The 13,649-nt window shown below is 71.3% G+C and carries 10 protein-coding genes; 2 read left to right on the top strand and 8 right to left on the bottom strand.

Going from position 1 to position 13,649, the window contains the following annotated elements; genetic code table 11:
* Nucleotides 1–25 precede the first annotated feature (25 nt).
* Nucleotides 26–1,234, bottom strand: a complete 1,209-nt coding sequence (locus tag BMW99_RS03065) for an ROK family protein (RefSeq protein ID WP_075016167.1) — start codon at nt 1,232–1,234, stop codon at nt 26–28.
* 391 nt (nt 1,235–1,625) lie between these two features.
* Here BMW99_RS03065 and BMW99_RS03060 point away from each other — a divergent pair, with 391 nt between their 5' ends.
* Entirely contained in the window at nt 1,626–4,901 is a 3,276-nt protein-coding gene (locus tag BMW99_RS03060) for a glycoside hydrolase family 3 C-terminal domain-containing protein (protein ID WP_141726379.1), read from the top strand.
* A 153-nt stretch (nt 4,902–5,054) separates the two neighbouring features.
* Here BMW99_RS03060 and BMW99_RS03055 read toward each other — a convergent pair whose 3' ends face one another.
* A complete protein-coding gene (locus BMW99_RS03055; protein WP_075016166.1) occupies nt 5,055–5,858 on the bottom strand; it encodes an SDR family NAD(P)-dependent oxidoreductase in 804 nt (267 codons plus the stop codon).
* Nucleotides 5,859–5,931: 73 nt separating this feature from the next.
* On the opposite strand from BMW99_RS03055, the gene BMW99_RS03050 reads away from it, so the two are divergent.
* Entirely contained in the window at nt 5,932–7,122 is a 1,191-nt protein-coding gene (locus BMW99_RS03050) for a hypothetical protein (protein WP_069466220.1), read from the top strand.
* Nucleotides 7,123–7,152: 30 nt separating this feature from the next.
* Here BMW99_RS03050 and BMW99_RS03045 read toward each other — a convergent pair whose 3' ends face one another.
* The 6 genes from BMW99_RS03045 to BMW99_RS03020 form a co-directional block, all read right to left on the bottom strand.
* Entirely contained in the window at nt 7,153–7,926 is a 774-nt protein-coding gene (locus tag BMW99_RS03045) for an LLM class flavin-dependent oxidoreductase (RefSeq protein ID WP_069466221.1), read from the bottom strand.
* Nucleotides 7,920–8,852 (bottom strand): sugar phosphate isomerase/epimerase family protein, encoded by a 933-nt coding sequence (locus tag BMW99_RS03040; protein ID WP_069466222.1) that lies wholly within the window; start codon nt 8,850–8,852, stop codon nt 7,920–7,922. Before BMW99_RS03040 ends, BMW99_RS03045 begins: the two co-directional genes overlap by 7 nt.
* A complete protein-coding gene (locus tag BMW99_RS03035; RefSeq protein WP_176735641.1) occupies nt 8,852–9,817 on the bottom strand; it encodes a BadF/BadG/BcrA/BcrD ATPase family protein in 966 nt (321 codons plus the stop codon). Before BMW99_RS03035 ends, BMW99_RS03040 begins: the two co-directional genes overlap by 1 nt.
* The gene (locus BMW99_RS03030; protein ID WP_069466224.1) at nt 9,814–10,923 is read right to left on the bottom strand and encodes a 3-dehydroquinate synthase; all 1,110 of its coding nucleotides are present in this window, start codon (nt 10,921–10,923) and stop codon (nt 9,814–9,816) included. The genes BMW99_RS03035 and BMW99_RS03030 overlap by 4 nt, the downstream gene beginning before the upstream one ends.
* Before the next feature lie 349 nt (nt 10,924–11,272).
* On the bottom strand, nt 11,273–12,778 hold the full coding sequence (locus BMW99_RS03025; RefSeq protein WP_075016165.1) for an alkaline phosphatase family protein: 1,506 nt from the start codon (nt 12,776–12,778) through the stop codon (nt 11,273–11,275).
* Nucleotides 12,779–13,008: 230 nt separating this feature from the next.
* Complete coding sequence (locus BMW99_RS03020) at nt 13,009–13,617, bottom strand: hypothetical protein (protein WP_075016164.1); 609 nt, start codon at nt 13,615–13,617, stop codon at nt 13,009–13,011.
* Between the last annotated feature and the right edge of the window lie 32 nt (nt 13,618–13,649).

Here is a 13,649-nt window from a genome sequence, read left to right as displayed (position 1 = left end):
GACCGGTGCGAGGCGTCCGCGCCGGTCAGACCCCGGCGCCCGTCAGCCGCCGGCGGGTGGCGGCGACCGCGGCCGCGATGGCGCCTCGCACCTCGGCCTCCGCGCCGAGCCGGCCGGTGATCACCTCGGCCGCCTGCGCGCTGGCCGGCTGCGCGTACCGCGCCACCGAGTCCCGGATGCCGGCGGCGAACGGCTCACCGGCCGAGCCGAGTTCGCCGCCCAGGACCACCGCGGAGGGGTTGAGGCAGTTGACCAGACCGGCCAGCACACGGCCCACCGTGCGACCCGCCTCGCCCAGCACCCGGGCGGCGGCCGGGTTGTCGCTCAGCTCGGACAGCGGAGGGATCGCGTGGTCGGCCAGCGCGTCCTCGTGCGTGGCCAGGACGTGCGCCAACTGGCGGCGGACGGTGGTGCTGGAGACCACGGTCTCCAGGCAGCCGCGGCTGCCGCAGCGGCACCAGTTCACCGCGTCGGGGATCTGGGTGTGCCCGATCTCCCCGGCCATACCGGTCGCCCCGCGGTACGGGCGGCCGCCGATGACGATGCCGGCGCCTATCCCGTGGGAGGCCTTGATGTACAGGAAGTCCTCGAGCCCGCGCGCGGCGCCGTACGCCTGCTCGCCGCGCGCGCCCATGTCGGCGTCGTTGCCGATCGACACCGGATGCCCGAGCCTGCGGGCGAGTTCGGCGGCGGGGGCCAGCCCCACCCAGTCGGCCAGGATCGTCGGCGGGCGCACGACCTGGGTGCGGATGTCCAGCGGGCCGGGGATGCCGGCCGCGATCCCCAGCACGTCGTCGATGCCGTGGCCGCTGCGTGCCACACACTCACGGGCCAGTTCGGCGGCCAGGTCCATGGCCGGGCCGGGGCGGTGGTCGACGTCGAGCGCGCCCGCGCAGCGGTGCAGGACCTCGCCGGAGGTCGTGGCCGCGGCCGCGGTGACATGCGCGTGGCCGAAGTCGATCCCGACGACCACGCCTTCGTCGTTCACCAGGCTGACGACCGTCGCGCGCCGCCCGCGCCCCGACGCGTTCCCCAGCGGAGAGGAGGACTCGACCACGAGGCCGCTCGACCGCAGCGACGACACGCAGTCGCTGATCGCGCTGGCCGACAACCCGGTCATCCGGCTCAGACTCGCCCGCGTCAGTCCGCTGCTGTGCTGGGCGAGTATCGCGACGACCTGATCGCGCGTGCGCTTCCGGCGAGCGGAGAGCGACCCGGAGTCCTTGCTGTCCATGCCGGGCAGTGTACGGGTTTCCTTCGCTAGGCGGCAGATTCCTTTCCCAGGGCGGCCGTTGCCCGCGAGCCCCGCGAACACGGCCGCGGGACCGTCCCGTTTCGACAACGATGTCAAAGTGGCCTGTACGGCCAGAGGAGTTCGAATGACGAGTGCCCCTTCGCGGTGGTTTCGCCGCCGACGAATTCATGCGTTCACCGTTGGAATAGCGTCAGTTCTCGTCCTTTCACCGGTAGCGGTGTCGCAGGCGGCGCCGGCTGAGGCACCGTCCGCCGCCGCTGCGCCGTCGGCCCCGCCGGCCGGGAAGGGAGCGTCCGCCTCGTCGGCCGACTGTCCCTGGGTCACCTCGACGGCGCCCGTCGGCCAGCGGGTCGACCAGGTGCTGGGCCGGATGACCCTGGACGAGAAGCTGGGCGAACTGCACGGCGACAACAGCGGCGCGTACGCGGGGACGGTGCCGGCCGTCCCACGCCTGTGCATCCCGAAGCTGACACTCGACGACTCGCCCGCCGGCGTCGGGCACCAGATGACCGGTGTCACCCAGCTTCCCGCGCCGGTAGCCGACGCCGCGACCTGGGACTCCGGACTCGCCCGGCAGTACGGCCAGGTCGTCGGCAGCGAGCAGTGGGGCAAGGGCGACGACGTCGACCTCGGCCCGACCGTCAACATCGTCCGCGACCCGCGCTGGGGCCGCGCCTTCGAGAGCTACGGCGAAGACCCCTACCTGGCGGGCCGGATCGGGACGGCCGACGTGGACGGCATCCAGGGCACCGGTGAGATGGCCCAGCTCAAACACTGGGCGGTCTACAACCAGGAAGCCAACCGCAACAACTCCGACGACGACGCGATCATCGACCAGCGCGTCGAACAGGAGATCTACCTCTCGCAGTTCGAGGCGGTCGTCAAGCAGGCCCATCCCGCCTCGCTGATGTGCTCCTACAGCTTCATCAACGGCCAGCCGGCCTGTCAGGACCCGTACATCATGAAGCAGGTCCTCCGCGACCAGTGGGGCTACCAGGGCTTCGTCACCTCGGACTGGGGCGCCACCCACTCCACCGTGGCCTCGGCGGACGCCCGGATGAACATGGAGATGCCCAGCGGCTCCTACTACGGCGCGCCGCTGCAGCAGGCCGTGGCGAGCGGGCAGGTGTCCCTGTCGACCATCGACGACCTGGTGCGGCCCATCCTCACCGCGATGTTCCAGTACCACCTGTTCACCGCGCCCCCCACGGGCACGCCCGACGCGGTGGTCACCACGCCCGGGCACGCCGCCGTCGCCAGGAAGGTCGCCGAGGACGGCACGGTGCTGCTGAAGAACGACGGCGGCATGCTCCCGCTGGCGCGTGACAAGAAGTCGTCGATCGCCGTGATCGGCAGGGACGCCGGCAACGCTGCCCTCACCTCGGGCGGCGGCTCGGCCGCCGTGGCCGCCGACTCCGTCGTCACCCCGTACCAGGGCATCGCCGCGAGCGCCGGGAAGAACACCGTCGTGCAGTACGCGGCGGGCGACAGCCCCGACGGCGCCCTGCCGACGCTGCCCGCCTCGGTCCTCAAGCCCAGTTCGGGCACCGGCGCCGGCCTGACCGGCACCTACTACAAGGGCATGACCCTGTCCGGCGACCCGCTCACCACCCGGAACACCGACCTGCTGGACTACGACTGGAACGGCAGCCCCCCGGCGCCCTCGGTCCCGGCGAGCCAGTGGTCCGCGCGGTACACCGGCACCCTCACCCCGCCGACGACCGGCACCTACACCTTCTCGGTGACCAGCGACGACGGCAGCCGGCTGTCGATCGACGGGCACCAGATCATCGACAACTGGCGGGACCAGGGCGGCACCACCGAGACCGGCACCGTCACCCTCACCGCGGGCACGCCGGTCAGCATCGAGGTGGACTACTACCAGGACGGCGGCGGTTCGCTCCTCGACCTGGGGTGGCAGCCGCCCGGCGGCCCGAGCACCCCGATCCAGCAGGCGGTCGACCTCGCCAGGTCCTCGGACGTCGCCGTGGTCTTCGCCAGCGACTTCGAGGGCGAGGGCAGCGACCAGCAGGACATCGACCTGCCGGCACAGGAGAACGCGCTGATCCAGGCCGTCGCCGCCGCCAACCCGAACACGGTGGTCGTGCTGAACACCGGCTCCGCGGTCACCATGCCGTGGCTGGACGCCGTGAAGGGCGTCTTCGAGGCCTGGTACCCCGGCCAGGAGGACGGTGACGCCATCGCCTCACTGCTGTTCGGCGACGTGAACCCGTCGGGCAAGCTCCCGGTGACGTTCCCGAAGAGCCTGAAGGACGTGCCCGCCGCCACCGCCGCGCAGTGGCCCGGCACCGGCGGGAAGGTGCAGTACTCCGAAGGCCTCAACGTCGGGTACCGCTGGTACGACGCGAAGAACATCGATCCGCTCTTCGCCTTCGGATACGGGCTGTCCTACACCTCGTTCCGCTACAGCGGCCTCAAGGTGTCCGCTCCCACCACCACGTCGCTCGGCACCGTCCGCGCCACCGTGGACGTCACCGACACCGGTTCGCGGGCCGGCTCGGACGTCGTCCAGCTGTACGTGCGCGACCCCGCGACGACCGGTGAACCGCCCACGCAGCTCAAGGAGTTCCAGAAGGTGAGCCTCGCGCCGGGCCAGACCCGGCGCGTCACCTTCGACGTGCCGGCCTCGGACTTCCGCACCTGGAACGAGACCACGCAGAACTGGCAGGTGGCCGACGGTGGTTACGGCCTCCTGGTCGGCGACTCCTCGCAGAACCTGCCGGCCCGCGCCTCGGTCCAGGTCGTCCGCTCCTACGGCTCGCAGGGCGTCACGCTGCAGGCACCGTCCATCGTGCCGGCCCACGCCCTCACGATCTCCGGCACGTTCGTCAACGACGCGGACGTGCCCGTGCGGAACGTCACCGTGACGCCCGGTGTCCCTGCCGGCTGGACGGTGAGCCCCGCGACGGTCCGGCTGGACCGGGCCGCCCGGCACTCCACCACCGACCTCACCTTCACGGTGACCCCGCCGGCGACCGCCAGGCCCGGTTCCGGCCACCTCACCCTGGACGCCGCCTTCGACGAGGAGAAGGTGGGACACGGCACGGTCACCCAGGCCGTCAGGACCGTCACGACCCCCTACACCGGCTGGGCCGCCGCGTTCGACAACGCCGGAATCAGCGACGACTCGGACCCGGCGTCGGCGAACTTCGACGGCTCCGGCTACAGCTTCTCGGCCCAGCAGCTCGCGGCCGTCGGCATCGAGCCGGGACAGCCGGTCACCGCGGGGCCGACGACGTTCACCTGGCCCGGCGTGCCGCCCGGCACGCCGGACAACATCGCCACGCAGGGACAGGTGATCACCCTGTCCGGCAGCGGGACGAAGCTCAGCCTGCTCGGCGCCGGCGGCCCGGGAAACCAGAGCGGCGACGTCACGGTCACCTACACCGACGGCACCACGTCGACCGCGACCGTCGACCTCGCGGACTGGTGGGCCAACTCGCCGTCGAGCGGTGACACGTTGGTGGCCACCGCCGCGAACTGGAACCAGCCGCCCAACGGCAGCGGCCCCCACAAGGTCAGCCTGTACGCGACCAGTGTTCCCCTCACCGCCGGGAAACAGGTCGCCTACCTCGCCCTGCCCAACCTCCCCGGGCTGCACCTCTTCGACGCCGTGATCGGCTAGCCCGACTGGCGCGTGCGGCCGGGACTCCCGCGGGGGAGCCCCGGCCGCACGCCGCTCGCGCGGAACACACCTCGTCGTGCGGGGACTTGACGGTGGCGGCGGTCGCCGGACGTGGCCGCGGCGTGCCGGGTCGACCGCGACGGGCCTCAGCGGTCAGCCGTACGCGGAGTGGACCGACGAACATTCCAGCAGGCGGACCTCGGCATGAGGGGGGAGGGCGAGCAGCGCGGCGACGAGGTCGGCGACGTCCGCGGGCTGCAGAGCACCGGAGTTGGCCTCGGGTGAGCGGCGGGACAGCGTGGTGTTCACCTTGCCGAGGCGCAGCACGGTCACGGTGGTGGCATGGTCGCGCGCCTCCTCGCGATACGCCCCGAGGAAAGCCTCCAGCGCCGCCTTGGACGCCGCGTAGGCGGAGCGGCCCGCGTGGGGATGGCGGGCCGCCTCGGAGGACAGGCCGATGACGCGCGCGGGGTGAGCGCCGAACGCCCTGACGTACTGGTCGAGCAGGGTGCGTGCCCCGGTGGCGTTGACCTCGAACACGTCCCGCCACACCTCGTCCGTCACCTCGCCGGTGATGCCGCGACCCACGATCGCGGCACAGTAGACGAGGATGTCCGGGCGCGTGCCGACAGCCGCCGCCCGCAGGAGTTCGGCGCGGACCCGCTCCGGCCGCCGGACGTCCACGGCCCGGAAGTCGATCGGCAGTATCCCGCCGCAGCCGGGAGCGGGCGCGGCGGAGGCAGCATGATCCGCGGGCGCGGCCAACCGGCCCTGGCGGACAGCTGTGGTGGGGGAGTCGCCGTCGGGGGACCCGGCGCGTGACCACGCGGCCACCCGGTGCCCTGCGGTGCTCAGCCGACGGGCGATCGCCAGGCCGATCCCGCGGGTGCCGCCGACCACCAGGACATTCCCGCCGTTTGCTGCGTGTCCGGTGAATTCCGTGTCGGTAGCCCCCATAATCGGAGCCTACCGGGCATCTGGCGCCGTGGTGGCTGTCGCATCGAGCCGCCGGCCAGCGGAGGGGAGCCGCATGTTCAGGGACGTGTTCGCCAACCTTCTGTCCGCTGGGATCGCGTTCGTGCTGGGCCTCTCGTCCCGTCCGGTCAAGGCACGGATCCAGCAGGCCTGGCGGAGGCGCCGGGACTCCCTCCAGTCCCGACGCCGCAAGCCGAACTTCGCGGCGGAGTGGGTCGTTGACTACTATCGGAGAAGGAACCGGGTCAATGACCTGTTCCGGGTTCGCAGCGGTGCGCAGGCGGTGTTCATCCCCTTCCTGAACCTGCCCGAGTGGAACCTGGTGGATCAGGACGAGGATGGTCTGCTCGCGCAGGAGATCCCCCATCAGCATTCCGACGTGGTGTTCAATCGGCGCATTGTGGCAAGCCGTCTCTCCGATCCGGCGGAGATCGACAGTCCCACGGTGTGGAACGACCTTCATGCGTGCGCCACGCGGGTGGTGACGACGCCGTCGGGGCCCCGGATCACCGTGTCCATCTCCGACTACTTCCAGTACGTGACGGTGTGCGGAGCGCTGGAGGACGAGACGTACGCAGCGGTCGAGAAGCCGCAGCGCGGCACTCCGATCCGCGACCGGCACCTCTCCTCGGCGGCCGAAGCCGCCGAGTGCGGGATGGGCGCTCATTCCATCGGCATGGTGGTCGCACTGGTCTTCCAGCAGAACGGCGTCCACAAGGTGATCATCCAGGAGCGGTCGCGCGCGGTCTCGACCTACGGCGGAGGACTCGGCGTGGTGCCGATGTTCGGATGCCAGACACTGGACCTGTCGGACGCGACGCCGGTCTCACTGACCCACAATTTCCTGCGGGAGGTCTACGAAGAACTGTACGGCGGCGCGTCGGTGGAGCACTCCAGCCTGCGCGTGGACCCTCGCTGGTTTCTCGCCGAGCCGGAAATGCGCTATGTGGTCGACAAGATGGCCGTCGACGAGCTGCGGCTGCGGCTGCTGGGGTTCGGTTTCGACGCGATAAACGGCCAGCTCATCATCGGGGGTCTCGCGGAAGTCAAGGACGAGTCCTTCGCGGAGAGCCAGTTGTCGCGCCTGGTCGGCAACTGGGAGATCCACAACATTCATGTATGGGACCTGTTCGGCTACGAGGTCACTGACGCCCTGCTGACCCACCGGTTCACGCCTGCGTGCGCGTTCACCCTCGCCCGGGCGAGGGAACTGGTGTTGAGCGAATCGCAGCGGGCTCTCAGCTGACCGGCCCGCACGTGACGGGGCATCGGCGGCTCAGCCGGAGTTTCGCAGTCGGGAGACGGCGACGGCGACATCCTCCGGGACGCGGACGGCGAGCGGCCCGGTCGGGCCCTGGTCGTGGCGAACCGGGAGGACGACCCGGTCGGCAACCGCCATGGCATCAGCCGCGTCCAGACCGTCGGCCCGTACCCCCAGGGTGACGTGCATCCCGGCACGGGCTTCGCGCACGGCTCGCACGAGGGCGAACCGGCCTGTCCCGGTGGGAAAGAAGGAGTCGCCCGAGCGGAGCGCGCGCCGTACCGCGGCCGTGCTCTCGCCCCCGACGACCAGCGGGACGCCGGCGACTGTCGGATCAGCCCGGAGCATGTCCAGACACCGGTCCGTGAGGCGCCCCCTGGCCGCGAAGTCCACGCCCAGCGCGCGGAACTCGGGCTCCAGCCAGCCGCAGCCGACGCCCAGCAGAACGCGCCCGCCGGAGAGTTGCCGCAGGCTCGCGACGTGCATGGCGATGACGCGAGGATGCCGCAGCGGCAGGATGAGCACGGCGGTACCCAGCGCGATGCGCTCGGTCACGGCGGCGAGGTAGCCGAGACAGACCAAGGGGTCGGCGAAGATCGGGTCCGCCACGCGCACCGCGGGTCTCCTCGGGTCCGCTGCCAGCGGCGCGGGGACGTCGGGAGTCGGCCCGATGTGGTCGGACACCCACAGCGAGTCCAGGCCGGCCTCCTCGGCGGCGATGGCCAACTCCCTTAAGTACACCGGGCTGCGGCTTCCGACATTGAGGTAGCGCAGTCCGACCGTCACCATCCGTTGGCCCGGATCCAGTCCCGGATCGCCGCGGTTGCGCGGAGGATGCTCACGGCACGGGGCGCGGTGGCGTCCTCGAACTCGGCGACGAGGGTGCCGGTGAAACCGGCCGCCGTCAGGCCGCGACCGAGCCGGTCCCAATCCAGTTGACCACGGCCGAAATCGCGGAAGCGGCACATCGCCCCCGGGCCGTAGCTGCGCCAGCCCGGGCCGGGCGGCGGCGTGGAGGCCCGCCAGATCTCGACGTCCTTGAGATGAACGACCTCCGGCGCCGGGGAGAGCGCGCCGAGGTAACCGTGGGCGTCGAGGTTCCCGGCCTCGATGTTGGCGGGGTCGAAGCACAGGCCCAGCCCCAGGCCGTCGCGGGCGAATCGAGCTCGGGCCTGGTCGATCGCGGCCACCCGGAAGAGCGCCTGCCGCGGGTGGGTCTCCACACACAGCCGCAGGCCTCGCGACTCGGCATCCGCGGCGATGCCGGCCACCTTCGAGGCGAAGATGCGGACGTTGTCCGGCCAGTCCGCGGGGTAGCCGTGCCAGGGGAACATCAGCAGGTGATCGGGGCAGCCGAAGTACATCCTGACCAGAGGAGCGGAAAGCTCCTGGGCCCATGTGAGGACCCGGTGGGCCCAGGCTCGGGCGTGCGCCTCCTTGCGCGGCGCGTCGCCGGGGCAGAGCGCGTCGGTGTGTGCTGTGTGGGGTCCCAGCAGCAGTTCGGTGTCACGAACGTTGGAGACGCAGGCCACGGTCAAGCCGCGGTGTGCGAGGTGGCGGGCGAGGACAGCCGTGCCGTCGCGCTGCATCGACTGCGTCAGCAGACTGTCGCTGTCCAGTTGGAGGTCCAGCGCACGGTAGCCCTCGGCCGCGGCCCGGTCCACGGCGGAACGCCAGTCGAGGTCGGAGTAGACCGCCATGCCGACGGCGAGCATCACGTCCGTGCCGTCACGATCCGGCGCACCAGTCCGGGCCAGTGACCGGTGGTCGTGGGGCTGTCGAGGAGGGCGCAGACGGGTTCCGCGACGACGTGGACGTCGGTCTCGGGAGCGGTCGTCTCGAGGCGGTTCGTCAAGGCGTGAGCGAACGCGTCGCACTCGATGACGAGTCCTCCGGTGAGCGCCCAGGTCCGCTGCGCACCACCGGCCCGCCGGGCGCCGACGGTGGTGAGCAGAACGAGTTCGTCAAGCGCCGCGTGCACCAGCTCCGTTGCGACGGCGTCCCGGTCCTCCAGCCAGGCGGCGGTGACGCAGCGCGCGAGGTCCGCCACCACCTGGCGCGGGTGGGGAAGTTCCGCGACCTGCCGGGTGACGTCGCCGAGAGACCCGCCGATCCGGGCTTCGATGCGGGCGACCATCGCGGTCGGCTGGCCCCGGCCGTCGGCCGCCCGCACCGCGGCGGCGAGAGCCCTCCTGCCGAGCCAGAAGGCGCTTCCCTCGTCGGAGGCGAGGTACTCCCAGCCGCCGATGCGGTGGGAACGACCGTCCTCGGTGACCACGAGTGCCCCGCTGCCGGTGCCGGCCACGAGGACACCGCCGCAGCCGCCCACCGGAGGCGCCAGTGCGAGGCCGTCGATGTCGTTGGTGAGCACCACGTCGCCGGTCACCCTGTGCTCGTTCAGGACCTCGGCGAGCAGCGCGGCCCAAGAGCCGATGGTGTGGCGGCTGATGGCGGCGCTGGCGATCACTCCGTCGACCGCGGCGTCGTCGTTCTTCAGCGCGTACTCGGACACCTGATGGATCGCGGACCGGAGGAGCGCGACCGCCTCGTCCCGTCGCACCGATGCCGGGTTCATGGAGCCGAGCACCACCGGTTCGGCGGTGGACGCGTAGGGACCGGCGATCGCCAGCCGGGTGGTCGTCCCTCCGCCGTCGATGGCGAAGCGCATGCGCGCGTTCATCCGTCGTCTCCCAGGGACATGGCGGCCGCAAGGACGTCGGAGGCCACCTCGTCGACGACGGTGAGCTGACCGACGGCCAGCGGGACGACGTAGTTGAGGCGGCCGTCGCGAATGGTGCGGATGCCGTCGAGCGCGCTGAGCACTCCGGGGACGAGCCGGCCGGGCACCGCGAGCGGGAGGCCGAGGAGGGACAGCAGGTCGTGGAAGACGGACGTGACGTCGGTGTCGGTAAGGTGCAGGCTCCTGGCGACACGGCATGCGGTGGCCATGCCGACGGCGACGGCCTCCCCGTGCCGCCAGTTGAGGTAGCCATCGGCGGTTTCGAGCGCATGCCCCACCGTGTGCCCGAAGTTGAGGACCCTGGCGAGGTCCTCCTCGAACGGGTCCGGTGCCACCAGGCGCAGCTTTTCCGTGACGGCCGCACGGACGACGTGTTCCAGTGCCGGGATGTCGTGGCGGAGGAGGTCGGCCGCATGGGACGAAAGAAACCGGAAGAGATCGCCGCTCGGCTGGGCGGCGGCGACTTTCACACACTCGGCGAGTCCGGCGGCAAGATCGCGCCGGGAGAGCGTTGCCAGCACTGCCGCATCGGCGACCACCGCCCGGGGATGGTGAAAGGCTCCGACGGCGTTCTTGGCGCCGGGTAAGTTGATGGCCACTTTCCCCCCGACGGCGGCATCCGCTTGACCGAGGAGGGTGGTCGGCACGTTGATGTAGGGAATACCGCGCATGTAAGAGGCTGCGGAGAATCCCCCCATGTCACTGAGACTGCCGCCGCCCACGATGACCAGGACGTCCCGCCGCCGCACCCCGGCGGCATGCATCCACTCGAGCGTCGCCCGCCAGGTCTCGTGGGTCTTCGCGGACTCGCCGGCGCGAACGCGGAGTACCTGGTGGTCGGACAGGCCGGACGCGGCCTTGGTCACGGCGTCCCCGACCGGCCCGCTCCAGACGTCCTCGTCGGCGAGGACGAACGGCGTCGCGCCCTCGAGCCGACGGGCCAGGTCGCTCTCGAGGTTGCCCGTACCGATGTCGATCCCCCCGGAGAACTCCCGCTGGAAGGCGAATCCGAGTACTTCGTCGTGCCGTGTCTTCCCCGGCTGCACAGAGCCCCCCAGGATCAGGCGTTCTCCATATAAGACGAGGCGGGTCCCGTCGCTGTCAAGGGAAGATCCCGGTCCGGATTTCCGGGGTGAGCCGCGGAACCCGGATTCGGGGCCGCGGCCGAAGTGAATCCGAAAGGACGTCAGAGGTCAGGGCAACGGGCGCTGCTGATAACCGAGTTCGGCGATCATGCGGAATCGCTGGTCAGTGTCAGCTCACGCAGGTCCGGCCACTGATGACGGGTACGTATGCGATCTCACGCCGACCCGCCGCCGCGGGCGACCGAGGCGCCGACCCGCGCGGGTGCGGCCCGTACGGGGCCGCACCCTGGGGGGGGATGGTGGGGGTGCGTCAGGGGGTGGGGAGCGTGGTGGCGTTGACGCCGACGTCGACCGTCTGCCAGCCGACGCTGCCGTCAGGTCCCTCGGCCTTGATCCGGTAGAAGCCGGGGCGCGTGAACGTGGTGGTGAAGGAGGCCCAGCCGTCGGTGAGGTCGACGGTGCTCGGGAAGGTGGCGGGGACGGCGACGCCCTTGGGCGGGACCATCGTCAGGGTGACCGGTCCTTGCGCGGTGGGGTCGAGGGTGAGGCCGCTGCCGTTGGCTTCGAGGGTGAACGTCGCCGGGGAGTTCTGCTTGGGGATCGGCGCGTGGGAGGTGTCCTTGCCGCCGCGGAAGGCCAGCGTGTCCGTGGGCGCCACCGGCATCCGGGGCGCGGGCAGCGGCGCCTGCGTGAAGTCGAACGCGTCGCTGAGGTCGTTCTGCCGGGCGTTGAGGGTGTTCAGCGGCGGCATGTCCCACTGCTTCTGCATGAACGACAGGATCGACATGTTCGTCGTCTCCTGATGGAACACGCCCTGCCGCACGTAGGGGGACACGATCATGGTGGGGGTGCGCTCGCCGTAGCCGAAAGCGTGGGCGGTGCGCGGCGGTACGTGGTCCCAGAAGCCGCCGCCCTCGTCGTAGGTGACGAAGATGGCCGTGGAGTCCCAGGCCGGGCTCTTGGCCACCGCGTCGACGATCTGCCCGATCCAGGCGTCGGGGTTGCCGAGGTCCTCCTCCGGCTCGCCGCTGTAGTCGACTCCGGGGCGCACGAAGGAGAAGTCGGGCAGGCTGTCGGACGCGGCGTCCGAGAAGAACTGGTCCGCGGTGGACAGGTCCGCCAGGTCCGGCGGGACGATCTTCTCCCAGATGGTGCCGGTCAGATGGGACCGGGGCACGCCGTAGTAGACCCTGCCGGTGCGGTGGCGGTCGGCCAGCTCGTCGAACACGGAGTTCCACGGCTGGGTGTCGTCCGGGTTGAGGTTGTTGTACATCCAGCCGTGCGCGTCGGCGTTCAGCGCGTACATCACGTTGGGCTGCGTCGGGGCGATCGCGGGCTGGAAGTTGTGGTCCTCCAGCGCGTAGTGGCCGGCGAGGTACTGCTGGTTCGGGGTGAACTGCGGGCCGAACTCGGTGATGGAGGCCATGCCGTTGGACGGGAACATCGTGTAATGGTCCATGAGGTAGCCCTGCCGGGGCTGGTAGTCCATGGACATCTGCACGGCGGCCCGGCTGTTGTCGATGCCGGCGTAGACGTCGCCCTCGTTCGGCGACGCCCACACGGGGCTGACGGGGGGCGCGGAGTCGTACGTGGCCTTCGGGTTCTGCAGCGTCGTGCCCGCGGGAATGCCTTCGGCTCCCGGAAAGCTGCCGAACAGGTTGTCGAACGAGTGGTTCTCCAGCATCACTTCGACGACGTGCTTGATCGGCGAGGTATGTGCCTGCGCGGCGGCGGGCGCGGCCGCGGGTGTCGGTGCGGCGGCCGCCATCTGGGTCGTCAGCCCGACGAGCGCGGCGATCGATCCGGCCGCCGTCATGAGGCGAGTGCGCGTGAAAGGTGGGCGCATCCACATTCTCCCTGGAGTCGCGTGGTTCGGGGCTCGAGGATCCCGAACGAACCTGCCCACGGTCATCCGTCGACACGAACACGGCCGATCGCCGACCCGGCGCCCACGCGGAGCCGCGGTGAACCCGCCCGTCGCCACCGGCTCAACCACTGCCGGTGCACGGCGTCCTGCTCCGCCGAAGCCGCGGACCTGGCGAGGGGTCAGTCGACCCGGCGTGGGGGGTGGTGGGGGACGTGGAGGGTGACGCGGGTGGGGAACTCGTGGCGGCCGAGGGTGCGTTCGGCGCGGGCGAGGGGTTCCCGGAGTTCGGTGAGTACGTGGCGGGGGGCCGCGTCCGGGGCGAGGGTCAGGTCGATACGGGACTCGGGGTGGCCGCGCGGGTGGGCGACGCGTGCTCGGGCGTGCTCGACGCCGGGCACGGTGGCGAGGTCCTCGGCGAGGGCGTCCGCCAGGACGGCGCCGGTGAGCCGCACGGCGGTCCGCCGCGAAGTGCCGCCGACGGGCAGGGGCTTGTGCCGGGCGCGTCCCTGGGCCAGGAGCCATGCGACGGCCAGCAGCGCCAGCGCGGCGAGCGCCGCGACGGCGGTGGGCCACCACCAGCTCTGGCCCGCCCACCGGCTCTCGTCGGCCGAGGTGAACAGCACGTCGTGGTGGTTCCGCAGGGGCCAACCGTCAGGTGGCGAGAGGTTCCAGTGCCGGTACAGGTCCGCCCCGCCGGCGAGGACGAGGAGTCCTCCGCCCGTCAGCGTGAGCCCGAGCAGGGCCAGCAGGAGCCGGTTGGTCCGCGTGTGTGCAGTGTGTGCTGTCATCGTCTCGTCCGGAGGGGAGTGGGGGTGGGCCT

It is taken from the genome of Actinacidiphila rubida (assembly GCF_900110255.1).
GTDB lineage: Bacteria > Actinomycetota > Actinomycetes > Streptomycetales > Streptomycetaceae > Actinacidiphila > Actinacidiphila rubida.
This window is presented reverse-complemented; position numbering and strand designations above follow the sequence as displayed.